Below are 26,147 nucleotides of genomic sequence, written 5' to 3'. Positions count from 1 at the left end.
TGCAATTTTAAACAATTTATTAGATTTATCATATTTACAGAAATTATATGTTGCTAAAATAAACAATTTGAACTAGTATAATTACTGCAAGCGCTTCAATAAAACGATTACACAAGGAGCTAACATTATGAAAATTAAAGCGACATTAGATCGTATCCCTGGCGGTATGATGGTTGTTCCCCTCCTCATCGGAGCGTGCATCAATACATTCGCACCAAACGCTTTGCGGATCGGCGGGTTTACGGAAGCCTTATTCGTGAACAGCTCGAGTACGCTCATCGCTCTTTTCTTATTGATTGCCGGCACGCAGATCACGTTCAAAACGGCGGGTTCGTCGGTGGGAAAAGGCGTCACGCTGCTTGTGTTTAAGTGGACGATCGGCGCGCTATTAGGCTTGGTCGCCATCCTGTTTGCGGATTCCAACGGATTATTCCTGGGCCTTGCCCCTCTGGCCATTATCGCGGCCATGACGAATTCAAACGGCGGACTGTATATTGCGTTAGCCGGACAATACGGAAAAGAGGATGACAAAGCAGCCTATCCTTTCCTGGCATTAAGCGACGGACCGTTCTTGACGATGGTCGCGCTCTCGATCTTCGGTGCCATGGGTTTTGCCAACGGCATGTTCTCGGCGATGTCTTTAGTTGCCGTACTGCTTCCGCTGCTCGTCGGCGTCGTCATCGGGAACCTGGACCGGAATATGGCAGAATGGCTGCATAAAGGCAGTGACAAGCTGGTTCCGTTCTTTGCCTTCTCGCTCGGTATGGGCATCAATTTCTCATCCATCATTCAAGGCGGACTGAGCGGTATTCTGCTTGGCGTGCTGACGGTCCTGCTCACGGGCGGTATTGGTTTTCTTCTGTTCAAGGCGATCGGCTGGAATCCGATTGTCGGTGCTTCCGAGGGCTCCACAGCGGGTAATGCGGTAGGCACGCCGGCTGCGATCGTCGCCGCGAATGCTTCCTTCGCGCCGATTGCCGAAATCGCGACCGTGCAAATCGCCGCGAGCGTCGTGACGACCGCCATACTGCTGCCTGTCTTTATTGGATTCCTGTCCAAGCGACTGGAGAAATCAGGCGGCGTCGAAAAATACAACAACCCTGCAGCATAGTTTTCTCAAGGAGGAGGTAACTGCATCAACAACTCTTGACTGAAGTCACGAGCTTGTAACTGCCCGGAAGTGAGAACGGCCGTTAGACCTCCTTCCTTTGGATGGCGTTACATGAGGCAGGTTGACTGCTGCCCAACTAAGTAGGTATACCTACTTAGCCACTTCAGCGATGTACTTGATTCCAAGTCGCTGAAGATTCATCGCAGCGATCCGATCATCATTAGATTGGTAGCCGCAAGCCATGCAACAAAAACGGTGCTTCTTCTTGTCCCGATTCGCTTTGTTTTTACGATCACACTTCGGGCAAGTCTGTGACGTATACCTAGGGTCGACTGCAACCACTCTCGCTCCGCGTAGCGCTGCCTTGTATTCGATCATCTTCCTTAGTTGAAGAAATGACCACGATACGTTCTCATAGCGATACTGAACTCTCACGCGTTCTGTAGCCGTGCGAATACCAGTTAAATCTTCAACCACAAATAAGGTGAATGGATCATACTGACTCACGAGTGCCTTTGAGATGCGATGGTTCACATCGGTCATCCAGCGGTTTTCTCGTTCACCGATCCGCTTCAGTTTCCTGCGGGCAGAAGGTGTGCCGACTTGCTGCAATGTTTTGCGCAGATGCTTATACTGGGACCGTTTATCTTTGATCGGTCTGCCGGGGTAGAATACGGTCTTCCCTGCTATGTCATAGGTGGTTGCTACAAAGTTAATGCCCAAATCAATACCGACAACTTGATGGATCGAGGGTAGAGTAACTCTATCCACTTCCTTCGTCACTGGAATGTGCAGATACCACTTCCCGCGTCTATTCACCAACTTAGCCGTGCCAAAGATCCATGTACCATCAAAATAGATCTCCATCCCTTGCATGACAAAGGGCACCTTGATGCGACCTTCTAAGGTGTTGATAGAGAATATTTGCTTACTTAGTGAATAGTCGCGGTTCCAAACCAGGTCATATTCAGGTTTCTTGAAGTGAATTTGCGTCCAAGGATGTCCATTGCTGACTATAGACTGATACCGAGCAGCCACGGTCTTCAAGACAGACTGGGCCATCTGAGAGCGAAGGCTAAAGGCCTCGCGCAAATCGCGATATAGAAGCTTATGCAGACAAATCACGGAACGTTTCTTTGTCTCATAGACATGCTGTGAGACAAAGTTGCACGCTTGGCGGTAAGCATGCAAGGTTTGAAGCATCCGCTCTGATTGCTCGGGAGTCGGAGTAAGCTTTATTTTCACCGTAACTGTAACCTTTGCCTTTTCCATCAAAAAAAACACCACGATTCGCTGGAATAAGGGAAATAAGGACGGAGTTCAAAAATATCCTTATTTCAATTATACCAAACATTTGTTCCTATTTAAAGCAGCAGACCAAGGCTTTATCCACTATATTGAAGGGAGGAAGTAAGGGAACTATGATCTTTCGTAAGATGATAGAGCAAGTCAATTCCTCTCACGACTGAAGTCACGAGTGTCCTTTACGCAAGGCATGAAATTAGCCATCATTGCAGATGATTTGACTGGCGCCAATGACAGCGGGGTCCAACTCGCTCGTCATGGCCTTAAAACAAGCGTTCTGTTCGATATGGACAAAGACAACATTCGTCATTACGATGCCGTTGTTTTCGATACGGACAGCCGTTCCATAACACCCGAAGAAGCTTATCAGCGAGTAAACCGGGCCGCTCGATTTTTAACGGATGCCGGGTTTGATACGATTTTCAAAAAAATGGACTCCACCATGCGCGGCAATATCGGGACCGAAATTGATGCGCTGTATGATGTGGCGAAGCCGGACTTTATGATGATCGCTCCGGGTTATCCCAAGAACAATCGAACCATTCTTAACGCTACCCATTACTTGAATGGAGTACCGTTAGCCGAAACCGAGATTGCCCATGATCCCAAAACGCCTGTCACCCACTCCTATCTTCCCGACTTGCTGAAGCTGCAAACCAAGTATGCCGTCGGCGAGATCTCAGTCCGTGATCTGGAGGCTGGAGCAGGCCGCATTGAAGGCAAATTAAAAGAGTTTCAAGAACATAACATACCGTATGTGCTGATCGATTCCACGGAAGAAGCTCATCTGGAGTTCATCCTGCACATCACCGGGCAGCTCCCATACAAGTTCGCATGGGCCGGCTCTGCAGGCATCGCCAATTATCTGCCGGCCCATTATCATATTTCGTCCAAACCGAGGGAGCTTGCTATCGCGCAGAATCAGGGACCCATCCTTACCGTGGTCGGCAGCGTGAACAAGAACTCCCGTGCCCAGCTGAAGCTTTTGCTTGAGCATACCGACGTGGTCCCCGTGCAATTCGTGTCTTATAAGGCTGTGTCCGATTCGGCGGAGCGCACGGAAGAAATGGATCGCGTCTATCAAGAAGTCAAGCTGCACGCATTGGAAGGCAAAGATATCGTGATCTATTCCACGGCGGAGTCTTCCGATATCGAACAGGCCCGTGCCGTAGGCGAAGCCCGCGGGCTCAATCACACCGAGGTCAGTAACGAGATTGTCCGCGCGATGGGAGAAATCTGTGCCCAACTGCTGGAGCAGGGTTATTTCAAGGGCGTATCCATGACAGGCGGAGACACGGCCAAACAAATCTGCATGCAATGGAGCATTAGCGGCTTCGAATTGCTGGACGAGCTGGAGATCGGCGTGCCGATCTCGAAATTCTTGGGGATCGACGATCTGTATGTGGTCACCAAGGCAGGCGGATTCGGCAAGCCGGACGTATTTATCCACGCGATTCAAACGATAAAAGGAGGTAATCCAGCATGAAACCGACGGTTGGAATTACGATGGGCGATGCGGCAGGCATCGGACCCGAAATCATTATGAAGGCCTTATCCCATCAGGAGATGTACGATAACTGCAACCCGCTCGTGATCGGCGACGCCAAAATATTGGAACGCGTGCTGCCGATTATCGGCTCAAGCCTGAAGGTGAACGCCATTCAAGAGCCCGCCGAGGCAAAATACGAGTTCGGCACCGTGGACGTTATCGATCTGGACCTCGTGCCGGCTGACCTTTCATTCGGCGAAGTATCAGCAATTGCGGGAGATGCCGCCTTTCAGTTTCTGGCAAGAGCCATCGATCTGGCGAAGCAGCGGAAGATCCATTCCATCTGCACGGCTCCGCTGAACAAGGAAGCTCTGCATCAAGGCGGACATATGTACCCGGGTCACACCGAAATTTTGGCTGATCTCACGGATACCAAAGACTTCTCGATGATGCTGACGACGCCGAACCTACGGGTCATTCACCTGACGACGCATATGGGATTGATCGAGGCCATTCAGAGCATCAACCCGGAAAGAACGTATACCGTCGTCAAACTGGCCCACGATACCTTGAAGAAGGCCGGTTTCGACAATCCAAGAGTCGCGGTCTGCGGAATCAACCCGCATGCGGGCGAGAACGGATTGTTCGGCAACGGCGAAGAAGAAGAAAAGCTGCTTCCGGGCATCAAACGCGCCCAGCAGGAAGGCATTAATGTAGTCGGCCCCCTCCCTGCGGATACGTTATTCTTCAGAGCCGGCCGAGGCGATTTCGATATCGTCGTGGCCTGCTACCATGACCAGGGACACGCGCCGATCAAGGTCATGGGCATCGAAGAGGGCGTGAACATTACGGTCGGACTGAAAGGCGGCATCATCCGCACCTCGGTCGACCATGGCACCGCCTTCGATATTGCAGGGAAGAACATCGCCGATGACAAGAGTATGCTCGCTGCGATTCGTTCTGCCATTGAGCTTGCCCCGAAAGATCAAATGTAATTTTGTGACGATCGAAGATGTCATATGTAGAAGACCCGGCTTCCGCCGGGTCTTTTTTTCTATGCCTGGAGAGAACAAGTCCAGCCCCTCGTTCAAGCCAAAGCGTGTAGTTACGAATAGGTGCATGACCGCCAGCACATAATAAACATCACAATCGATTCCAGTAAATAAGGAGGACCTTTCCATTGAGCACGAACCAACCGGACAAGAACCTGATCAACACGGTGGAACAATTGGCAGAGACACCCGTGAACAGCCATGAGGCCCAGCAACAGCAGCAAGCCCGCAATGATCGCCGTAAACAGGCTCTGCATGACAGCGACGGCAAATACAAGGAGAATGAGTCCAAGAACTATCACTAGAGATATAAACTCGTAAAAAAGCGACCGATTACGGTCGCTTTTCTAATATTTTCCCATCCGATAGTTAACCTAAAAATGCAATAGAACGCTTTACTTTTCTTGCAAATGCAATGGGATCATCGACGGACTCCCAGTGCACATACATCAGGCGGGGATTTTCAAACAACCAGTGATTGTGGACGGCCGTTACTTTAATCCCGTTCTTGCGAAGATTCGACAGCAATCGATTCACTTGGCCTTGGAAGAGAGCCGTTTCTCCCAAACAAAGCGCGCGACCGGAACTGTCCAGCGATTCAAACGAGAAGAGTTGGTAACGGATCAAAGGAGAAGTGGTACGTCTACCTAAGATAGATGCGTTTACTCTTCTATTTCTGGAGACAAAGCAAACCGGGCCTTTTGTAATTTCATGCTCCGTTCCGCCTAAAATACTTGAGAATTGGTCACATAATCTTCTAAAGCGAGGACTTGCTTGCACTTCCGCCATACGTAATCATCCTCTCATGAAATGATAGAAATATGAGCGATATGACTCAACCGCATTAACCCAAGAATGCAATGGATTCTTTTGTTTTTCTGGCAAACGCAACCGGATTGTCGATCGATTCCCAATGCATATACATTAAACGAGGCTGTTCTTTTAGCCAGTGATTATGGAGCGCCGTTACTTTAATCCCCCGTTTGCGGAGATTCGACATCAATCGATTCACCTGGTTTTGATGCACGGCAGTCTCACCCAAACAAAGCGCGCGGCCCGACTGATCAAGCGATTCAAACGAAAACATTTGCATTTGAACCAAAGGGGAACGCGTTCTTCTTCCCAAAATCGTCTCTCTTAAGTTCGTCATCCGCGTGACAAAACAAACCGGACCTTCTTCAATTTCCGATTCGCCGCCTAGGATTCTTCCAAATTGGTTGCAAAGCCGTTTGAATTGCGGGCTCACTCTAACCTGTTCAGCCATGATAAGTCCTCCTTTAATCGTATTCTAGGTATCATATGACCGACGGAGAACATAGTATTGGACCAATCACTTATTTATAAGAATAAAAAGATATTAATATATCTGCATCTATATCCAACTCTAAAACTTAAAGGCGACGGCCTTATGATGCTGTCGTCTTCAAATTATATATACGTCGTTTCGCAGTACCAAAATGTATATCCAACGGCAAAAGACCACCTTAAAAAGGTGGTCTTTAAAGTATGCGTGGAGGCGAACCGTGACTATTTACAGCCACATTTCGCTGACGCCCCTATTCCTTCCAATCTTCAATTCCTGTCTCAAGCTGCTCAAACCCATGCGGAATCGAAGCTTCCATGATGTCTGAATAGTAGTCGTGGTTTTCCGGAACATCGGTCAACTTCGGTTCAACCTTGATATCCCAAGGTTTACGATCCAGCAGTTGGTTCAGGATTCGAACAACCTCTAATCTCGTAATCGGCTGATTCGGATGGAAGGTCTCCTCCGTGAAATCGAACAGCACACCTTGCTCCTGAGCCGTTGCAATCGCTTTTTCAGCCCAGTGTCCAGCTACGTCCGTGTATGTGCTCTCCTGGACAGCGTCCCATTTATACAAATTCATGAGAATCTGTGCAAATTCCGCCCGCGTGATCTGTTTCTTCGGTTTGAATGTATTGTCGCCGAAACCGACCATCCATTTATTGTTGGTTGCGGTCGTAATCGCGTTCGTTGCCCAATGTTTCGCACTCACATCCGAATACGATACTTTCTTCGAGCTCGCTGCGGATGTATACAAACGGGACAGGATCGCAGCCATTTCGGACCGGACAATGCCACGATCCGCTTGGAACGTGCCGTCAGGATATCCGACCATGTATGCGCGATGATCGCCTGCGGCTTTCACTTTCGGCTCCTGGGAGAAGCTGAATTTCACGATCGTGTCGCCGACGTGGATGACTCCGTCCTTAATATAGCTGTCAGCGCCAAAGCGCTCTTCACGCTTATCGGTACGGCTGTCAAAAACAACGTATCCGTTCTTCTCGCCCAAGAAGTAGTAATCGCCATTGGCGTAAACCATCCAGCCATATTGACCGCTGTCTGAGCTCATTTGCGGGTTATGGTTCTTGTTGGGTGCAAAATCCGGAAGCTCAGGCAAATGGACAAGCGTTCCCGGCACTCTGCCTTTGGAACGATTCAGCTCCGTATCTGCCCAATACAATTGCATCTTCACGCCTGCAACTGGCTGTTCCGTCACCTTATCGAGAATCGTGCCATATGGATCGACTAGATCAACCGATAACTTGGCATTTCCATTGCTATCGACGCTCAGCTTGCCGGCAGGACCAGCCAGCTTCTCCCCGTTAGGCGCGATCACGTTCAGCGACAACGTATATTCGCCAGGTACAACTTTCGGAAGCGTAAAGCTGCCGTCCTGGTTCATTGCGATATTCGGCAGATTCAATTCTTGACCGTTTGCCGATATTATTTTCCCCGATACTTTCAGGCTGTCTCCGACGAGCTTTGTAATTTTGTCCTGAACGACTTTGCCCCCGTTGGCTTGATCGGAAACAACAACGTCCGTTTTCATAGTAGGTGCAGGCTGCTGTACAACGTTTGTATTCCCTGCAGGCGGATCTTCAGCCGGTACCGCAGGCGCGTTTGGCTTGATGCTAACCACATTGGACAAACCTGCATGTGGACCTGATTCGACATTTAGTCGGAAATAGTAGGTTTCGCGGCTCGATAAACCGGCTACGATTGCACTCGTTGATCCGGCATCCAGCGTCTCCAACGGGCTGACCGGCGTAAAGGTGGCGCCGTCCGTAGATTTTTCCACAATGATGTTCGTTGCCCCCGTTAAAGCAGGGAAATTCAATGTCACTTGTCCGACGCCCGCAACGGCCGACAACGTGGTGATCGGTTCCGAAGGGGAAGCCTGGACCACATTGGACAAGCCAGCATATGGACCCGATTTGACTTTCAATCGGAATTGATAGGTCTCGCCGTTCGTCAATCCGGTTACGGTTGCACTTGTAGAAGCAGCATCTAATGTCTCCAACGGGCTAACCGCAGTAAACGTGGTGCCGTCCGCAGATTGTTCAACCACAATGCTCGTTGCCCCTGTTAATGCCGGGAAAGTCAATGTCACTTGCCCATTGCCTGCATCTGCCGATAACGTGGTTAACGATTTCGACGGCGAGGCTTGGACTACGTTGGATACGCCGTCATATAGTCCGGATTCGACGTTCAGTCGGAAATAGTAGGTTTCACCGTTCGTTAATCCGGTTACGGTTGCGCTTGTTGAAGACGCATCCAGCGTTTCCGATGGTCTTACCTGCGTGAAGTTGGTACCGTCGGTAGACTGTTCAACCACGATGTTTGTTGCACCGGTTAAAGCAGGGAATTTCAATGTCGCTTGCCCATTGCCCGCAACAGCGCTCAATGTGCTTAAGGGAGCCGGATCTGCGGCAAGAACATAGACGGTAAACGTCTTCTCGCTTGTCAGCCCGTCTTTGGTGATGGTTGCCGTCAAGGTCACGTAAGTTCCCGACTGGTTCGTAACCGGTCTCGTCACGGTTCCATCAGGTGCGATGACCGACGGCTGGTCGGAGGACCAGGTAGTAGTGACGTCATCGTCTTGCTTGAATGTTAGATTGTTTTTCACCGAATTTTTCATGTCGCCGGGATGATACTCGACATCGGTTTTGTCCTCTGCCGTTTCAATGGCTTGAATGGCTTCTTTATAATCGGAAACCAGTTGATCCGCGATCCGATTCGCAATTTCTTGAATGATGTCGTCGGTTGATTTGTCGGAATCGACATGCAGTCCGCCTTCGTTCAAACCGCGGATAAAATCATCGTTGGTGCCCGTATAAGTCGACTCCGTTACGCCGATATACTGTGTGCCTTTGTTATTGAACGCTTCCGTCAGCTTGGATTGATTCGATCCCTGATCCAAATCCCCGCGAGGGTCATCGTTAATGTTCACGACATAGCGCAGCGGCGACGTCCCCCACAGGATATTATCGACCGCTACATCCAACGGCTTGCTCGAAGTTGAATATAATTTCATATTGTCGAATGAAAAAATCGAAATGATCTCGCAGCCATGGCCTATATGGCTGACGATCGGACCAAATTCATCTCCGTAAACGTCCGGAAGGACTAGATTACGAATGATCTGGTCGCCATTATCCCACATGCTCAGCGTCGTATCCGTTACCACGATTTTAATGCTGTGGTGGGAGGATGCCCCTTTCGGAAAACTTCCGATGGAGGTAACGCCTGACATGGAACTCAAAGGACTCCACGTTTCATTGTGCAGAGCGGATGCGTCTACGCCATCGATCTTATATACATTGATGGCACCTTGAACATATAAAATCGCATACCCGCTTAATTTCCCGCTGACGTCGATTTGGGTATTAAATAGAAAACCGCCGCCTTCCATGCTGTGGTAATCCACTTTGGATTCATCCATGTCGAAGGTAATGATCTTCTTGCCTGAAGGGCTTCCCTGCGTCAGCATGAAATCCTTATACGCGGGCGAGGTATAACCATAGAAGGTTAACGTGTTGCCGCCGTTGGAAGCTTGAACGTGATTGTAATCGGCAGTTTCAACCGCCGGGGGAATCGCATAGCCAAATTGGTCTATATACCAGCTGTCATATCCGGCATGCACATACGTCGTATCCGTTACCGTTGTCCGGTCTGCGCTCGCGTCCATGATGGACACATATTTAGGATTTACGCCTTGTGCGCTCAACCGGGCTTTAATTGCATCATTCAACTGGCTCTCAAAATCACTGGAATCATAGATGCTCGTTCCGGCATTATAGTAAACCTCTGCTACCGGCGAGAGCGCATATGCCATTGGCATATTCGTAACAATTAACAGCGTTGCCACGATCATTGAAATTATCTTTTTCTTCAACTATTTCACCCATCCTGTAAGTTAGTAACCGTATGACATCCAACAACGACCCTTGACCCCTTGTCCCATTCAGATATAAATTTGTGCGGATAACTCCCTCCAACGAAGCAGATTGTAAAAATTGTTAATTTTAACATATCAGAAGCATCTCTCAAAAATCTCTCAAATTTCGACTATTATCGACAGGTAGATTTTTGAGAGATCTTTGCCATATGATAGAGTCCATAAGGGTGTGACTATACATGAAAAAGTGGATGGGTTATCTGGGTGCAATTTGCGCCTTAATCGCCATTCTCTATATGATTTTCAGCGACCGGGACACGGGTGCCGTCCATATCAAAGCCGTAGACGGCGTGCTTGACTTGCGAGAGCTCAAGGATTCGCCGTTTGTATCGCTAGCCGGCGATTGGAAATTCACCGCCGAATCTTTTGTCGACCCGGCCGACTTTTCAAGCGAAACCGATTATCTTTCAGTACCCGGTCCCTGGGCATCGAATGTCGAGTGGGGATCCTATCAGTTAATCGTCTACCTGCCGGACCACTGGACCGATGAGATCGGTCTCCGTGTTCGGAATATCTGGTCTGCCCATACCATCTATATTGATGGCGTACCCCTATCGAAAATAGGGACCGTGGCAGCAACCAAACATGCGACAACCCCGGACAATCCTGCCTATGAAGCGTATTTTAAACCGGAGGGCCGGCAGCTGCTGATTACCATTCATGCCTCCAATTTCTATAACACGAGAGGCGGCATCGTCCTGCCGATCGATTTCGGCGACGCCGAGCAGATGAAGGAAGACGTACAGCGGGATCTTTCCTTGGAATGGACGGCTACCTTATGTTTGCTGATGTTCAGCATGTTCCATATCACGATCTACATGCTGCGAACGAAGGACGAGGCCTTCTTGTACAGCGGTCTGCACTTTCTGCTATTGGCATGGGTCATCGTGCTGCGAGGAGAGCGGCTGTTCATTCGGGAATTTCCGTCATTTCCCTTTGAGCTCTATTTTCGCCTGCAGGACAGCTTGACCTTCTTGGCCTCCACCTTGCTGATTGTCTTTATCGTCAAAATGATTCCTTCCATCATGAGCCGAAAGACGATGTATCTGCTGTTTCTGCCGATCCTGGCCTACGCGTTCTTCAATGCGGTTCTTCCGGCCAGAACCATGTCGATTACGCAGTATCCGCTCTTTTATTACAACGATGGACTAATCCTAGGCATTATTATTCGCATCTTCTATCTGACGATGAAGAAGCGAATTAACATCCGTAAGAATGAAGCCGTCATTCTCATGTCGATGCTTCTGTTTCTAGCCGTATTCGCGATAAGCGCTTCATCGGACAGCTTATTCTTCACCGGGCGCAACTATATGAACCGAATCGGGCTGGTCGGGTTTGTCATGACGATGAATGTTTTTCTGGGCATACGCCTGATGAACCGGGCCGAGGAATCGGAGAAGCTGAGCACCAGGCTGCAGAAGGCTAACGATGCGAAGGATGCCTTCTTGAAGGTCACGACGCAGGACCTGCAGAGGCCTCTGCACGATGCCGTTCATCTGGTGGGGTCCATCAACCGGGAGCCCCGTCGCGAGAAGCAAGGCGAGCAATTGTACTTGGCTGAACAGCTGATGGGGAACATGGTGTATTTATTGAGGGATCTGCATGATTTCACCCGCATTCGGTTTGATGATTACGCGATCCAGCTCAAGTCCACCAATGTTCGGATGGTCATGCTCCATGTCATTCAGCTGATGCAGTTTACCTTCACGAAGAAGAAGATCGCAATCAACGAACAGATTCCGAAGCAGCTTTACGTATGGGCGGATGAGCAGCGCCTGACGCAGGTATTCATCCGGATCATGACCGAGATCTCTCACGACACTGCAGATGATCAGCTGACCATTGAGGCCGTACAGGTGGGCACGGAAGTCCTGCTTCGAGTGAGGTCAACCGGCGAATCCATGGCAGCGAATCGGGAACGCCCGCATTCTTCGGGGCTTATGATGACGGAGGAACTCGTCCAACAGATGAACGGAAGCATCGCATATGAACGCCTGCAACGCGGCATTCGCTTTACGGTTACCCTGGCTTTCAGCGAATGTAAAGAGCCGGTTAACGCTGCGGAGCATGAATACGCTCTAGAGTCTGCGGCGCACGCAGAAAATCGGACGTTAGGAACGCTCCTGATTGTGGATGATGACGTGATGCATGCGGAAGTCATGAGGGATATGCTGGGGGATGCTTACAAGGTACGAATCGCTTATTCGGCTCAAGAAGCGCTTGACTACTACAGGAATCATCCGGAAATCGCGATGATGATCATGGATGACATCATTCCAGGCGACATGGATAGTCTGGAATTGCTTCGGCAAATCCGGGCGCAGGCATCCTTAATGGATCTGCCGATCTTGATGATGATTTCTTCCGAATATCCCAGACATGTTGAAATGATTTTTGCAGCCGGCGCCAATGATTATTTGGTGAAGCCTTTTTCCAAAGAGACCTTGATGGCCCGCTTGAACGCTGCGGAACAAACGAAGCAATCGATGCTGAAGGCGATTGAGTATGAAATGGCCTTTCTGCAGACCCAAATTAAACCGCATTTTCTATACAACGCGCTTAGCAACATCATTGCCTTTTGTTATACGGACGGGGAGCGTGCTGCCTATCTTCTAACGATGCTCAGTTCTTTCCTGCGTTATATCTTTGAAACGAGCCGGGATGGACAATTCTCCACCCTGCAAAAGGAGCTGGAAATTATCGAGGCCTATGTCGAGGTGGAAAAAGCCAGATTCGGCGAACGATTAACCTTCGCTTATGACATCGATCCGTCCATTGCCGCGGAGCATGTTCGGATTCCTAGCCTGCTCCTGCAGCCTTTAGTCGAGAATGCGATACGCCACGGCCTATTCGACAAGGAAGGTCCGGGACATGTCCAGGTCACCATTTCCCTGCACGCATCCCGTCTGAACATACGCGTCACCGATGATGGCGTTGGCATGTCGGCCGCGCAGTGCGCTCAGTTGATGGGGGGAACGGCCGCCAATGCCGGAATCGGGTTCACGAATGTACGCCGGCGCGTACATGATCTTACCCAAGGAAGCCTGGAGCTTCACTCGTCGCCGGGCAACGGAACAACCATTCAAATAACGATTCCCGTGAAGGAGGGACAAGGGTAATGTGGAAGATCATTATCGTGGAGGATGAGAAACCGATTCTGGGCCTGCATGCCCGTTTGCTTGAAACGCACGGCCCGTTTCAGGTTGTAGGCTGCTACGAATCGCCGTTCGATGCGCTGCAGGAAATACCGAAGCTGGATATGGACGCACTCGTGCTCGACATTGAAATGCCGAGAATGACGGGACTTCAGCTGGCTCAGAACTTGGTGGAGAACGGGATCGACGTGCCTGTGATCTTCACGACCGCTCACCAGCAATATGCCGTGCAAGCCTTTCGCGTGCAAGCCCTGGATTATCTCTTAAAACCGATGACCATCAATATGGTGAAGCAGCTGGATGAACGCCTTCAGAAGTATTACGGCCAGAGACCAAAGCAGGCCCAGAAGAAGGAACTCGACGTCCAGTTATATGGGGAAGCTTCCGTTATGAAAGGCGAGCAGCTTGTCAAATGGCCAACCCGCATCACGGAGGAGCTGTTTTACTATTTGCTGCTGCATGAGAATAAATTGTGCCCGAAGTGGAGAATCCTCGATGATCTCTGGACGAACGTGGAGGAAAAACGTGCGCTTTCCAATATGTACAATACGATTTACCGGATGCGTCAGCTGTTTATGGAGCTCGATATTCCCATCGTCATCGAACGAGTGAATGATGGTTATATCATGAATGCGAACAACAGCATCGTCATGAAGCCGAAAGAAAGGCCGGAGGCCCTTCTATTGGAATCGAAAGGATATCTGTGGGCCTACGCTTTCGAATCGGGCCGTTAGAAAAGCAAGAGTCCATCCTTAATAGTAAACGAAACCCACATCCTCATGCGGATGTGGGTTTTTGTTTAGATACTACCGCTTGCGGAATGCAGAGGTTTCGCTAATGCCCTCTCCTTCCGCTTACAAGTTCGGAATCTGCCAATCCACTTCCTGAAGCCCCATACTGCGTAGAAATTCGTTAGCGCGAGAAAACGGCTTGCTGCCAAAAAAGCCTCGAGGCGCAGACAACGGACTCGGATGCGGCGAACGAATCAGTTTATGCTGCCGGTTCGTAATGAGCTCCGCCTTCTTCTGGGCGTGGCTTCCCCATAACAGGAACACGACAGGTTCATTTTTCCGGTTGATCGTCTCAATAACCTTATCCGTAAAGCTTTCCCATCCCCTGTTTTTATGAGAATTCGCTTCATGGGCCCTTACGGTGAGCACCGTATTTAGAAGCAGTACCCCCTGCTTCGCCCATGTTATCAGATGGCCGTTATTGGGAATGAAGCAGCCCAGATCATCCTGAAGCTCCTTGTACATATTTTGCAAGGAAGGAGGCGTGCTGACGCCCTCTTTGACAGAGAAGCTTAGGCCGTGGGCCTGACCCGGTCCATGATAAGGATCCTGGCCCAAAATGACCACCCTGGTGTCGGCCAGCGGCGTATAGTGCAGCGCGTTAAAAATATCGTATTTATCGGGAAAAATGGTCTTCGTCCGATATTCCTCTATAAGAAATTCCCGCAGCTGTAAGTAGTATGGCTTCGTGAACTCCTGCTCTAAATATGTCGCCCAGTCATTCTTCAATATCGCCATTTCGGGTTCTTTCCTCCTGCCATGGTCATAAGAAATAAGATATAACTAGATTATAGCATACGGATTATTTCCGGTATTTTCCTGACACCTAACCCTCACGAAGACGCAAAAAAGCGACCGACTGCACGGGTCGCTTTTTCACCATTGATTCCCCTAAGTCAAGTCATGATGACCGGCTCAATCTTGCCGTTGCCGATCCGCATTCGATCTATGCATAACTGGCGATGGCCCGGCTCGGTGTCCCCAATGATTCGGCGGTGGTACACGATAAGCCATTCATCTTTCTCCTGCAAATGCAAGTAGCCATGGTGGCCGGGTCCTTCGGCAATCGGCTCCTGCCGCTCCAGAATCGTGCCTTCATTCTTGAATGGACCGAGCGGGCTGTCGCTTACGCCATAGGCTACGCGATAGGTTCCATTCGTCCATCCGCCCATGGACCACATCAGATAATAAAGTCCGTCCTTCTTAATCATACAAGGACCTTCCACGTATCCCTCCGGCGTAATGGAACGGAAAATTTCATTGCCGTCGTCGGCCAATGGAACGAATCCCGTCATCTCTTCATTCATCCGCGCAACGTTGCAATGCCCCCATCCGCCATAATACAGATAGATCGTTCCATCTTCGTCCTTGAATAGATGCGCATCGATCGGCTGTGCCTGATGAATGAACTTATCCACGAGCGGCTTCCCTAAGTAGCCTCTGTACGGCCCCTCCGGACGGTCCGCAACGGCAATCTCCAGGCCGCCGGTTTCCTCGTCCGATTGGATATCGTTCGATGCAAACACGAGATAATATTTCCCTTGGTGCTCGATATGGGTCGGTGCCCAAACCGCCCTCCATATCCATGGGAAATCCGCCATTTCGATAATGCCTTCGTGTTTCTCCCAATGGATCAGATCGTCGGAACTGAATGCGTCCAAATTCATCTGCATCGTATATTCCGTGAAGGACCGCGTTGCATAAATCCAGTGCTTTCCCTCATACGTTCTGGCTTCGGGATCTGCATACCAGCCGGGTATGATCGGATTGTTGATGTTCAATGGTAGACACTCCTTTCCTGTGCTGGCAATGTCGAGTTCGAGCGAGAGGGCATCGTCCCCGACCAATGGCGCTCGATTGAGCGATAGCCTCGTTCTACCATTGCTTCTACAACGGATAGCCAATCTCCTCCCGCGTGAAATCCTTGTAACTCGTTGAACTACCCCCGGAATCGTTCTCAATATCCCCGGGAATATTCCGGGCTTTCTTTGAGATGGACGATATCATGGCCGGTTGGATTTTGGAAGGCACGAAGCCCGAAGGTCGGCGCAACGGCAAAGATATGGTCAAAGATATCCGCTTGAATCGATTCATACACGCCCCAGTTGGTATCATTGCTGAACGCATAGATTTCCAAGGGCAGTCCGTTATCTCCCGGCGCTAACTGCCTGACAATCAGCGTCATATCCTTATGGATTTTCGGATGATTCCGCAGGTATTGATGGATATATTCCCTAAACACGCCCACATTCGTAAGCTGTCTGCCGTTCACGTTGCTTTCCGTATTGATCTGATTCTCGATGTTGTATGCGTTAATCTCATGTAGTCTTGTCGTGACATAATCGGTAAGGTAGTGTATCTTCTGAAATTCCTCGATCATTTCCTTGGTGCAAAAACAGATGCTGCTCGTATCGACATAGAAGCTTCGCTTAATTCTTCGGCCGCCGGATACCTGCATGCCTCTCCAGTTCTTGAACGAGTCCGAGATGAGGGCATAGCTGGGAATCATCGTGATCGTTTTATCGAAATTCATCACTTTTACCGTATTCAACGTAATGTCGATGACGTCGCCGTCCGCATTGTATTTCGGCATTTCAATCCAATCGCCGACGCGCACCATATCATTCGATGATAATTGAACGCCTGCCACCAAGCCCAGTATGGAGTCCTTGAACACCAGCATAAGAACGGCCGATAGAGCACCAAGCCCGCTGAGAATGATCAACGGATTCTGCCCGATGAGGTTCGAGATCACTACAATGCCTCCGATGATGAACAGAACGATTTTCACCACCTGAATGTATCCCTTAATCGGTCGGATCTTGGAAACTTCAAATGAACGATAAATGTCATCAAAAGCATTAAGCAGCGCATTCAACACCGTGATGGTGACGATAATCATGTACGTCATGGCCGCTTTTTCAATCAGAATTTGGTACGCCGGAAAGATGGACGCCGAAAAATAAATAATGATTGCCGGCACAAGATGCGACAGCTTGTGGAACACTTTTTTCTCCACGATGATATTGTCCCATGTGTACCGATTGTTGTTGACGATATGAATAATCGTCTTCAGCACGATTTTTTTGGTAATAAAATTGGCCAGTATGGAGACCACCGCGATAAAAACGACCATGATCATATTCGAGAGATATCCAATGGTTTGTTCGCTCATGCCATATCCGTCTAGTTGATTTTTGATAAAGTCCATTGTTTCCTCCTGACGCAGTTTAAGATTAGCCTATTATTATAGAGGAGATTCTAGTACTGCGCAAAGTTCAGAATCAGACATCGCTGGGTTGATTTGGAAGATGCTTGGTGTAAGACGGTCTGTTTGAAAAACAAAAAAAGAGCACCGAAAGGATGCTCTCTTGGTCTGATTCGATCAGATCTATTTCGTTTTCTTTCCGTTACGGCTGATCAACCCTCGCAGGCGCTTCATGACAGACTGAATTTCGGTATCGGTCAACAAATAATACGTATTCACAGTCCAGATCTCTCTGTTGTTCAAGTGAAAAATCAGCACAGGAAATTTCGGAAGCAGCCACTTCCGAATGGAAGGGCCGCTATAGCTGACACTTGTAATCTCCGTCCAGGCCATGGTCCGCGTTCCATCTGAAATGGAATTTTGATCGTAGATCAACAGCTGCGTGTCTGATTTCAGCGCCTTTGGCAAGCTGACATATAGATAACCTCCAAAAAACGGAATCCCTATTATGGCTGATGTGATACAAAAAAACTTACGAATAAAGGAAGTATCCATAATAAAGGCCGCGTACAGCAGAAACAGGCAGGCCAGCACAAACAATAAACTACCAAGTGCTTTGCCCCATGCCACGGATTTTCGATAAGATATCCCGTTCATGATTTAGCGCCTTTCTAAAATGATTTGAACAGTCCTTTAATCCAGCTAACTCCACTTTCGACTGCTTAAGCTGTGCCGTGGTGATACCTCTATTGTATCAAAGAGCCGTTTCTTTTTGTTTGGCTAGATGAAAAAGAGGCCTTGTCTCCGTCATTTACGATGACTTTTGAGACAGCCCCTTTTAGTATGTATGATGGCGAAGCGTGGCTGTTAGAAACCACAGTTCGCCGGATCGCATTTTGACTAAATTGAACATACGAAACTTACGGTGAGAGGATCCGCTTTTGACCGGTGAGCTCCTGGATCGGCTTAATGTTTTGAGTGAATTCCAGCGTGCCTAAGTAGTTTCCTTCTTCATCCCTTACGGCAAAATAACGAATGTAGACAAATTTATCTTTAACCGGGATCCAGAAATCTTCTGCATCTTTGACACCTGCTTTGAAATCAGCGAGCAGCTGATTGACGACATGAACGCTTTGCGGAGGATGGCAGTTCTGAACACTTCGGCCGATCACCGCTTTGGTACGAACGAAGATTCGTTCTTTGCCCTGTGAAAAATATCGAACGATATCATGTTCATCAATAAAGGTTAGGTCGACCGGTAAATGATTTAAGATGGATTCCATCTGTTTGACCGATAAAATGCCTGTACTCATCCGGATGTAACCTTCTTGCAGCGGAGAAGACCCCAATCCCTGATCTGCGCCAGGTTCAGCTGCCCTTTCAGGAATCCATGGTTGATCCGGCGCAACCAAGCAATAACCGACTTCTTCGCTTTGGGCAGCAATTTGAAGCCATTCATCTTCCGTCAACTTCTCCAGAGCCATTGGCAATAAAATATGTTCCTCTTTATAGATCATTTCTGTTACTTCATTTAAGACGCGTTTGGCAAGGTCCACTACGCTCTGCGCATTGCCCTCAAAATCAGTGAGTTTGGCTTTCACTTCTTTTATTCCCATTCGGATACCGTCATCGACTGCCCACATGACCTTGGTCGGTCCATAAATTCCGTATTTCTCGAGAAAAGGAAAGATCAAATTCTCTTTGCGGCTGTAGTGTTTGTCTACATCATAGAGGAGACTGAAATCCTCCAGCAATTTGAGGCGATTGGCCTCCCCTTGATCCTTCAGAAATTGATCCAGATGCAGCGCGATTGTGAAATTTGCCAGTCGATCGATTTCTTGGTTCTCCCTCTTAAACGTAAACACAGGATGTCCCGGCTGCTCTTCAGGTTGATGAGCTCTGTGAATGTCTTGGATGGAACCTTTGAATACCGCAGCATGCACGCTGCACAGTCGTTGTACTTCGGTTACAGGTATTCCTTCCTCCTGCATCAGTACTTGTTCCAGTTCCGAAATTTCATCAACCGATATTTCGCCTACAGCTTGATTAAATTTTGACTTCACTTCCTCCACGCTTTTTCCATGGTGCAGCTCTTTAATGATTTCCTTGAGCAAATGGATACGGGCCGTTCGATGAGCAGAAATTCCTTCCTCACGGTTATTAATGAGTTCACTCATGTTCATCACCTCTGTTTTGTTTCAATATATAAAGATGAAGTTCGATTCTATTTACATCTCTAAACTAGCATCCTCATGCTCCACGGCTTGTGATTAAAAGCACAAAGAGAATGAAAATTCATTGAACAACGAAAGGTGACCCGTCTTCTTCGAAAAATTTTTTGTCCGCTTGACGAAATGTCCCGCACGACTGACGCGAAGCTCGCTCAGCCATAAATATGCAGCAACCCTTGTTTCCGAATTGTATTGAGCTGGCACACAAAAAGCGACCGGTCACGGTCGCTTTTTAATTGAATGTATGGAGGGTAGTCACCCTATATTGAAAAATCCGGAACACAGGTGATGGCGATTACATAGATTTTCTAGACAATTCGTAACTTCTGAATCATCAAACACTCTTGGAATTCTTCGTCTGAATCAACGGCTAGCCCGCGTCTCTTCACACAATCGCCCCTTGGGCGTGCAGCATCTCCCTGAGCTGCGATGTATCGACTTCCGCCGCAGTGATTCCCGCCTTGCAGGCCAGGGCCGCCGCCGTGCCCGCCGCTTCTCCCGTAGCCATGCAGCTTGGCGTCAAGCGCGTGGTCGCCAGTGCTTCATGCGTGGTGGAAATGCAGCGCCCTGCCGCGAGCAGATTTACTGGCCCTCGGGCCACCAGGCAGCGGTAAGGAATGCTGTAGGAACCGTCATTCTCGATGGTAGCCTCCATGATCCCTTTGCCTGACGGATCATGTAAGTCAACCGGATAACCGCTCCTCGCAATGCCGTCCTCAAAATGTCGTCCCGTCACCACGTCCTCCATCGTTAACCGATACAGACCGTCGATTCGGCGCGACTCCCTAATTCCGATCTGGGGGGCAACCGAAGAAATGGAGGCCTCGGCAAATCCGGGCACCCGCGATTTCAAAAATTCCGCCATCATCAGCACCTGCTTGCGCCCTTCCTCCTCCGCCAAAGTCAGTTCCTCGACATCGGTCGCGCTTAAGCCTTGTACCCGCGTACAGTTAATCAGCACCTCATCCTTCTCCGGTCCGATAAACAACAGAACCTGATCGCGGTTGATCGGGACCTCGGCAGCCTTCCACTCCCTATAAAAGCCGGAAACCCCCGTGAGCGGAATACGCTCCATCTCTAGTTCGGCAAACGGCGTCTTGTGATAAAAGTTGTCGCGATCAGCAAGCATCGCCTTCCGAATCGCGTCCACGTCAACACCCCGCATACGGAATTTCATCGTCATCGGCTGCGACAGCCCGTCGCTTTCGCGCCCCTGAAGCGTCGGCGCTCCCGCCAGATAAGCGACATCCGCATCCCCGGACGCATCGACGAACATCTTCCCGTCCACCTTGATTCGCCCCGATTTTCCAGTAAGGGTCACGGACTGGATGTATTGGCCTTCACGTCCGACTTCGTCAACGAAGCTGTGTGAGACGAGCTTCACCCCCGCTTCGCGCAGCATTTCGACGGCAAGCACCTTATAAATCTCTGGATGGTACGGCGTCAGCGTATGCACGAAACCGACGGTATCGCGAAGATGGCCGGGCGAGCCCCCGCGCTCCATCAGGCGCTCCACAATTTCCTGTGCAATGCCGCCGATGACCCGTTCCCCTTGCTGCGTATGAAACGTCATCCAAGGATAAACTCCGGCAGCCGTAGACATCCCGCCGACAAATCCGTACCGTTCAATCAAGATGACGCTTGCCCCCTGCCTGCCGGCAGCAATGGCGGCGGCAATGCCCGCCGGCCCTGCACCTATAACTACCACGTCCGCCTCCATGATCCTTGTCCTGCTGTCCATCTCTTTTCACTCCTCCTTTTAAGCGTTATTTACCCTATTCCTTGAGACCCGTCATGGATACCCCTTCGACAAACTGCTTCTGCGCAAAGAAAAACACAATGAGCAGTGGTAATGTCGCCATAACCGAAGCGCTCATCAGCAAATGCCAGGATGTTCCCGACTCGTCGGTAAACAGCGATAATCCCAGCGGCAAGGTCATCAGCTTACGGTCATTAATAAAGATCAGCGGATCAAAAAAATCGTTCCAGCTCGTCAAAAACGTGAAAATGATCAGCGTGGCGATCGCGGGTTTTGCTAACGGCAACATGATTGTGGAATAAATCCGCAGCCGCGAGCAGCCGTCGATCATCGCTGCCTCCTCCAGTTCCTTCGGAATCCCCAGAAAAAATTGCCGCATCACAAACACCCCGAACACACCGCCAGCGCCGAATATAGGCAAAATAATCAGCGGTAAATGCGTATTGATCCAACCCAGCTCACGCATAAACAGAAACATCGGAATGGCAATGACCTCGTTCGGAATCATCATCGTGCTCAGCAGCAGCAGAAACACCAGGCTTCTCCCCCAAAAAGGAATTCGTGCGAACGAATACCCCGCCATGGAAGAGAAAAGCACGGTGCCCACGGTAACCAGAAGGGCGATATATACGCTGTTGCCATAAAACAGATGGAACGGGATCGTCTCCAGCACTTCCGCATAATTCGCCCATCGTATCGGCGACGGAATCAGCTGCGGCGGAAAAACAAACACATCAGCCGGCTGTTTGAGCGATGTAGAGACCATCCACACGAACGGGGTCATCATGACCACCGAAACGGCAAGCAGCAGCAGATAATGGAACAGGTTCCCGCCTGCCGGGTTGCCCCTTTTAGCAAATAGACTAGCTTTCATTCAGAACCCACCTTTTTCTCATCTGCCATTGTGCCAGCGTAAGCAGCAGGGTGATGACAAACAGCACATAAGCCAGCGCAGAAGCATATCCGAACTCGAACAGCTTAAAGGCTCGTTCCCAGATGTTGTAGACGAGCACCTTGGTGCTTCCAGAAGGCCCCCCTTGCGTCATCACGTAAATTTGTCCGAACACCTTCAGCGAGCCGATAATGGTCATCATCACGGTCAAAAAAATCGTCGGCGTGATCATGGGTACGGTAATTCGGAAAAAAATCCGCATTCTGCCTGCGCCATCGATCCTGGCCGCCTCGTAGAGCTGCGCCGGAACCTGCTGCAGCGCCGCAATGAACAACACCATATTCAAACCGACATTTTTCAGGAGACTGGTCACGATAACAACGGGCATGGCAAGCCGGGTATCGTACAGCCAGGCCGGTCCGGTAATGCCGGTCATACGCAGCAGCTGGTTAATGAACCCGGAATCCGTGGCAAACATATACTTCCAGACAATCGACCAGACCACCAGCGAGGTCATAACCGGAATAAAGATCAATGTCCGGAAAAAGCCGGCTCCGCGAATATTTTTTGATAACGGGATGGCAAGCAGCAATGCCAAAATAATGTTCAGCGGAACAAGTCCGGCGGCAAAATAAAGCGTATTGCCCAGCACGCGCCAAAATTCTGCGTCCCCCGCAATCGTGCGGTAGTTCTCGAATCCGATGAGCTTGGCCTCACCCAGCAGCGGCCAATCCGTAAAACTCATATAAAGCGCCATCATGAGCGGGACAAGCAGCAGCAGAACGAACCCCAGCACCATCGGCAGCACGAACAGCCAGCCCGCCAAATGGTCTCCGCGGTTTAAGGGCCTGTTCTTCCTTGCCTTCCTACGGAATGGACGGCCGGGCCCTTCAGATTTTATCGTTTCAAGTGTGGTCATGTCGCTTTCCTCCTTGTGGGGCACCTCTACAGACGATCGATTGCATTCCGTAAAGCGGCAACCTCCCTAAGGATGCCTTCCGCTTCATTGCCCGTGACCACCGCTCCGACCAACAGCACCTTGACGCCGCTATCGGCCAGGGCCGGGATATCCTCCGGGCCGATTTTACGCTGCGTTGGCACAATGACCGGCAAACCGCCGTGTGCCGCCAGCCAGCGGTAATGAAGCAGATCGGCAAGGGTAAGCCTGGTACCATATTCATGGCCGGGAACGATGGAAGCCTCAAGCGCGCTGATGCCGAAGGTCCGGCCTCCTTCCACGACGCCCCGGTCGAACTCGCTATCGATTGCAAACGTTCTTGCCAGTCCCGGGGCCTGCAGCAGAGAAGCAGGATGATGAAAGGCATAAATCGAGTAGAAATCGACGCCAAGCTCAGGGAGCCGGTTGATTTCCTCCGCGTTTACCTCTTCGACCGAGCCTCCGGGCACAATTCCAAGGGGGCCGTTAAAGCGGGAGCGAATGTCCTTGAAAATGTCGGCATAGCTGTCCAGCGTGCCGAAGCGATTGCCGCTGGCCCGGTGCCCTACGTTGATATGGACTTTCAAACCGTCGGCGCCCGAAGCCAAGGCTGCCTCTGCAAGCTTGATGTCATTGGCCGGGAGGCTGACGAACAGCTGCAGCCCCGGCGCTTCGTTTAATGCTTTATCCAAACGATTCATGCCCGTTCCTCCTAACGTAACTGCCTCTATTTGCTCAACAGAGCATCGACCTTGCTTTTTACCTCATCCTGAATTTTCTGCGGTTCGCCCTGCCCGGCAAATAACTCGTCAAAGCCCGTCAAAATCTCCGTGTCGATGTTTTGCCAACGGATATGTCCCGGCTGCACGACCGCTTTAGGCATCTCGTCGATGACCGCCTGCTTGATGTGCCCGGCGTCCGGATTGCCCTCCACGCTCAGGAACTCATCCGAGTTCAGCACCGATTGGCGCGGCGGCACAAAGAAGGCCGACGTTTTCTGCACACCCTCTTTGCCGGCAAGGAATTTCAGCAGTTCCTTGGCTTCCTCCGGATGTTTTCCCTCTTTAAATAACACGTAACCCGCCTGACCCATCATCGGAACGCTGCCTTTCGAGCCCGATGGCATTGGCGCAATGCTCCATTTGAAATTTTGGATCTCCCTGGCTTTGGATACAAAGCTATAGTTGTCGAAAATCATGCCGATTTGCCCGGATTCAAAATTAACCTGCTCTCCCGCCTTCGGGTGCGAGCCTTCCGTAAACATCATGCGCTTCAGCATGTCCAAGGTTTCAACCCCGTATTGATCATTCCAAGTGTATTCCGTCATCTCTGGATTAAATGGTCCGCTCCCGTTTGACCAAGAATACGAAGCGAGAATAATCCATGTCTTCCAGTCGCGAAAAAAGTTAGCCCCGTAAACGTTCGATGAAGCAGCGCTCGTCTTGATCGTTTTTGCGGCTTCTTCGAACGTTTCCCACGTCCATTCGCCTTTTTCCGCGAGCTCGTTCGGCGTACTCAAGCCCGCTTGCTTGAACAAATCTTCATTGTAGAACACCACGCTGGGCGGAGTGGAAAACGGCAGTCCGTATAGCTTGTCGTCCTGGCGAAACAGTTCAAGCGTCGAAGGTATAATGTCATCGATGTCAAAAGCATCATCCTGAACGATATCCGTGACATCGGCCAGAATGTCGTTGGCCATAAATTGCGGTACCATCCGCTCTGATACCCAGGCAATGTCGGGCAGCTCCTGGCCTGCCGCCAGTACGGACATTTTTTGCTGATAGTCCGCAAACGGGATCGTGTCAATTTGCACCTCAATATTCGGATGCTCCTGTGTGAAAGCGTCGGTCAGCCCTTTGTACAGCTCAAGCTGCGCCGGGTTTCCCCATGTCGCGAATTTGAGCAGTACCTTCTCGCCACTGGCTTCGCCTGGCGTATCATTCGGCTGTTCTTTCCCGGCGCAGCCCATGAGCCCCACACCAAGTGTTAATGCCAATAAACCGGTCAACCATTTTTTCATATACCGCTTCCCCCTCTGCATTGTTCAAGTTAAGGTTGTGATGAGGTTAATTATATTTACATATGGTCATATAAAAAATCACTAAACGTTCAGAAAAGGTACGATTTTTTTAGGTCATTTCCGTTTTAGCCCATAAAAAAGAACTACATAACATAATTTGTTATGTAGTATTACATACTGTATTGCTCCCGGTAGGTTCCCGGCGTCATTCCGATATGCTGTTTAAATACCAGCATAAAATGCTTCGGACTTTGATATCCCGATAAACGGGCGATATCGTAAACCTTCAGGTTCGTCGTCTCCAGCAGCTTGCAGGCTCGCCGGATGCGCGTTTCGGCGATATAATCGGACAAATTGCCGCCCCCTTCCTGCTTAAAGAGCTGGCTTAGATAGGAAGGATTTAAATGCACCATCTCCGCTAACGTCTGCAGACGCAAATCACCGTCGGGGTTTTCAGCGATATACGCTTTCAGCTTCCGGATCATCCTGCGCCCCTCGCTGGATGGCGGCCCCCCGTCCGCCTCGCTATGCGGCTCAGTCCCATCCGCATATCGATTTGAAGAATTCAAGGTTAGCCGAATCTTGTCCAAGGCAACCGTGAAATCCTTACGGTCTATGGGCTTCAGCAGGTAATCGGCGATCCCGAATTGCAGCGCTTTTTTGGCGTATACAAAATCTCCATAACCGCTAATAATGACAATCGGCATCTCATGGCCGGCGGTCCGCAGCTTTTCCACCATCTGAAGCCCGTCCATCTCTCGCATTCGAATATCCGTAATGAGCACATCCACCACATTGCGTTCCAGATAAGTCAGCGCTTCCTTGCCGTGAGTGGCTTCGTATACGACCTCAAAATCAGGAGCCACACGGCCGATCAAATCGCGGATGCCTTTACGGATAATGTCCTCGTCTTCCACCAACATGAGCTTGATCATG

At 49.9% G+C, this 26,147-nt stretch carries 21 protein-coding genes; 6 read left to right on the top strand and 15 right to left on the bottom strand.

The annotated features are described in order from the left end of the window. Window positions 1–127: 127 nt before the first annotated feature. Window positions 128–1,111 carry a 2-keto-3-deoxygluconate permease gene (locus tag P0X86_RS01250; RefSeq protein ID WP_277747554.1) on the top strand — a complete coding sequence of 328 codons (984 nt, stop codon included), beginning with the start codon at window positions 128–130 and terminating at the stop codon, window positions 1,109–1,111. A gap of 150 nt (window positions 1,112–1,261) precedes the next feature. Here the strand turns inward: P0X86_RS01250 and P0X86_RS01245 are convergent, their stop codons facing one another. Next, complete coding sequence (locus tag P0X86_RS01245; RefSeq protein ID WP_277747553.1) at window positions 1,262–2,383, bottom strand: RNA-guided endonuclease InsQ/TnpB family protein; 1,122 nt, start codon at window positions 2,381–2,383, stop codon at window positions 1,262–1,264. Window positions 2,384–2,588: 205 nt separating this feature from the next. Between P0X86_RS01245 and P0X86_RS01240 the strand changes: the two genes are divergently transcribed. The 3 genes from P0X86_RS01240 (at window position 2,589) to P0X86_RS01230 (ending at window position 5,262) form a co-directional block, all read left to right on the top strand. Beyond that, the gene (locus tag P0X86_RS01240; protein ID WP_277747552.1) at window positions 2,589–3,902 is read left to right on the top strand and encodes a four-carbon acid sugar kinase family protein; all 1,314 of its coding nucleotides are present in this window, start codon (window positions 2,589–2,591) and stop codon (window positions 3,900–3,902) included. Beyond that, entirely contained in the window at window positions 3,899–4,900 is a 1,002-nt protein-coding gene (gene pdxA, locus P0X86_RS01235; RefSeq protein WP_277747551.1) for a 4-hydroxythreonine-4-phosphate dehydrogenase PdxA, read from the top strand. Before P0X86_RS01240 ends, pdxA begins: the two co-directional genes overlap by 4 nt. A 185-nt stretch (window positions 4,901–5,085) precedes the next feature. Continuing rightward, window positions 5,086–5,262: a hypothetical protein gene (locus P0X86_RS01230; protein ID WP_012818538.1), complete on the top strand. Its 177-nt coding sequence runs from the start codon at window positions 5,086–5,088 to the stop codon at window positions 5,260–5,262. A gap of 64 nt (window positions 5,263–5,326) precedes the next feature. On the opposite strand, the gene P0X86_RS01225 is transcribed toward P0X86_RS01230, so the two are convergent. From P0X86_RS01225 to P0X86_RS01215, 3 genes are all read right to left on the bottom strand, one after another. Further along, entirely contained in the window at window positions 5,327–5,746 is a 420-nt protein-coding gene (locus P0X86_RS01225) for a DUF1259 domain-containing protein (RefSeq protein WP_012818537.1), read from the bottom strand. A 55-nt stretch (window positions 5,747–5,801) separates the two neighbouring features. Further along, a complete protein-coding gene (locus P0X86_RS01220) occupies window positions 5,802–6,221 on the bottom strand; it encodes a DUF1259 domain-containing protein (protein WP_012818536.1) in 420 nt (139 codons plus the stop codon). A 292-nt stretch (window positions 6,222–6,513) separates the two neighbouring features. Next, entirely contained in the window at window positions 6,514–10,155 is a 3,642-nt protein-coding gene (locus tag P0X86_RS01215) for an S-layer homology domain-containing protein (protein WP_277747550.1), read from the bottom strand. A gap of 242 nt (window positions 10,156–10,397) precedes the next feature. Here P0X86_RS01215 and P0X86_RS01210 point away from each other — a divergent pair, with 242 nt between their 5' ends. Beyond that, window positions 10,398–13,337: an ATP-binding protein gene (locus P0X86_RS01210; RefSeq protein ID WP_277747549.1), complete on the top strand. Its 2,940-nt coding sequence runs from the start codon at window positions 10,398–10,400 to the stop codon at window positions 13,335–13,337. Continuing rightward, window positions 13,337–14,107 (top strand): response regulator, encoded by a 771-nt coding sequence (locus tag P0X86_RS01205; protein ID WP_277747548.1) that lies wholly within the window; start codon window positions 13,337–13,339, stop codon window positions 14,105–14,107. Before P0X86_RS01210 ends, P0X86_RS01205 begins: the two co-directional genes overlap by 1 nt. 120 nt (window positions 14,108–14,227) lie before the next feature. Here P0X86_RS01205 and P0X86_RS01200 read toward each other — a convergent pair whose 3' ends face one another. The 11 genes from P0X86_RS01200 to P0X86_RS01150 form a co-directional block, all read right to left on the bottom strand. Next, window positions 14,228–14,902 carry a uracil-DNA glycosylase gene (locus tag P0X86_RS01200; RefSeq protein WP_277747547.1) on the bottom strand — a complete coding sequence of 225 codons (675 nt, stop codon included), beginning with the start codon at window positions 14,900–14,902 and terminating at the stop codon, window positions 14,228–14,230. Between the two features lie 158 nt (window positions 14,903–15,060). Beyond that, the gene (locus P0X86_RS01195) at window positions 15,061–15,945 is read right to left on the bottom strand and encodes a glycoside hydrolase family 43 protein (RefSeq protein WP_277747546.1); all 885 of its coding nucleotides are present in this window, start codon (window positions 15,943–15,945) and stop codon (window positions 15,061–15,063) included. 176 nt (window positions 15,946–16,121) lie between these two features. Then, a complete protein-coding gene (locus P0X86_RS01190) occupies window positions 16,122–17,375 on the bottom strand; it encodes a mechanosensitive ion channel family protein (protein ID WP_192570030.1) in 1,254 nt (417 codons plus the stop codon). A 180-nt stretch (window positions 17,376–17,555) separates the two neighbouring features. Beyond that, window positions 17,556–18,029: a DUF5381 family protein gene (locus P0X86_RS01185; RefSeq protein ID WP_277747545.1), complete on the bottom strand. Its 474-nt coding sequence runs from the start codon at window positions 18,027–18,029 to the stop codon at window positions 17,556–17,558. A 263-nt stretch (window positions 18,030–18,292) separates the two neighbouring features. After that, window positions 18,293–19,549, bottom strand: coding sequence for a DUF438 domain-containing protein (locus P0X86_RS01180; protein ID WP_277747544.1), 1,257 nt, complete (start codon window positions 19,547–19,549; stop codon window positions 18,293–18,295). A gap of 439 nt (window positions 19,550–19,988) precedes the next feature. Continuing rightward, a complete protein-coding gene (locus P0X86_RS01175) occupies window positions 19,989–21,344 on the bottom strand; it encodes an FAD-dependent oxidoreductase (protein WP_277747543.1) in 1,356 nt (451 codons plus the stop codon). A gap of 34 nt (window positions 21,345–21,378) precedes the next feature. Next, entirely contained in the window at window positions 21,379–22,236 is an 858-nt protein-coding gene (locus tag P0X86_RS01170; protein ID WP_009593372.1) for a carbohydrate ABC transporter permease, read from the bottom strand. Beyond that, window positions 22,226–23,173, bottom strand: a complete 948-nt coding sequence (locus P0X86_RS01165) for a carbohydrate ABC transporter permease (RefSeq protein WP_277747542.1) — start codon at window positions 23,171–23,173, stop codon at window positions 22,226–22,228. Before P0X86_RS01165 ends, P0X86_RS01170 begins: the two co-directional genes overlap by 11 nt. Before the next feature lie 26 nt (window positions 23,174–23,199). Continuing rightward, window positions 23,200–23,892, bottom strand: a complete 693-nt coding sequence (locus tag P0X86_RS01160; protein WP_192570034.1) for a hypothetical protein — start codon at window positions 23,890–23,892, stop codon at window positions 23,200–23,202. 26 nt (window positions 23,893–23,918) lie between these two features. Beyond that, on the bottom strand, window positions 23,919–25,211 hold the full coding sequence (locus tag P0X86_RS01155) for an ABC transporter substrate-binding protein (RefSeq protein ID WP_277747541.1): 1,293 nt from the start codon (window positions 25,209–25,211) through the stop codon (window positions 23,919–23,921). 170 nt (window positions 25,212–25,381) lie between these two features. Further along, the gene (locus tag P0X86_RS01150) at window positions 25,382–26,146 is read right to left on the bottom strand and encodes a response regulator transcription factor (protein ID WP_277747540.1); all 765 of its coding nucleotides are present in this window, start codon (window positions 26,144–26,146) and stop codon (window positions 25,382–25,384) included. Between the last annotated feature and the right edge of the window lies 1 nt (window position 26,147).

Source organism: Paenibacillus sp. BR1-192 (genome assembly GCF_029542445.1).
Lineage (GTDB): Bacteria > Bacillota > Bacilli > Paenibacillales > Paenibacillaceae > Paenibacillus_AQ > Paenibacillus_AQ lautus_A.
This window is presented reverse-complemented; position numbering and strand designations above follow the sequence as displayed.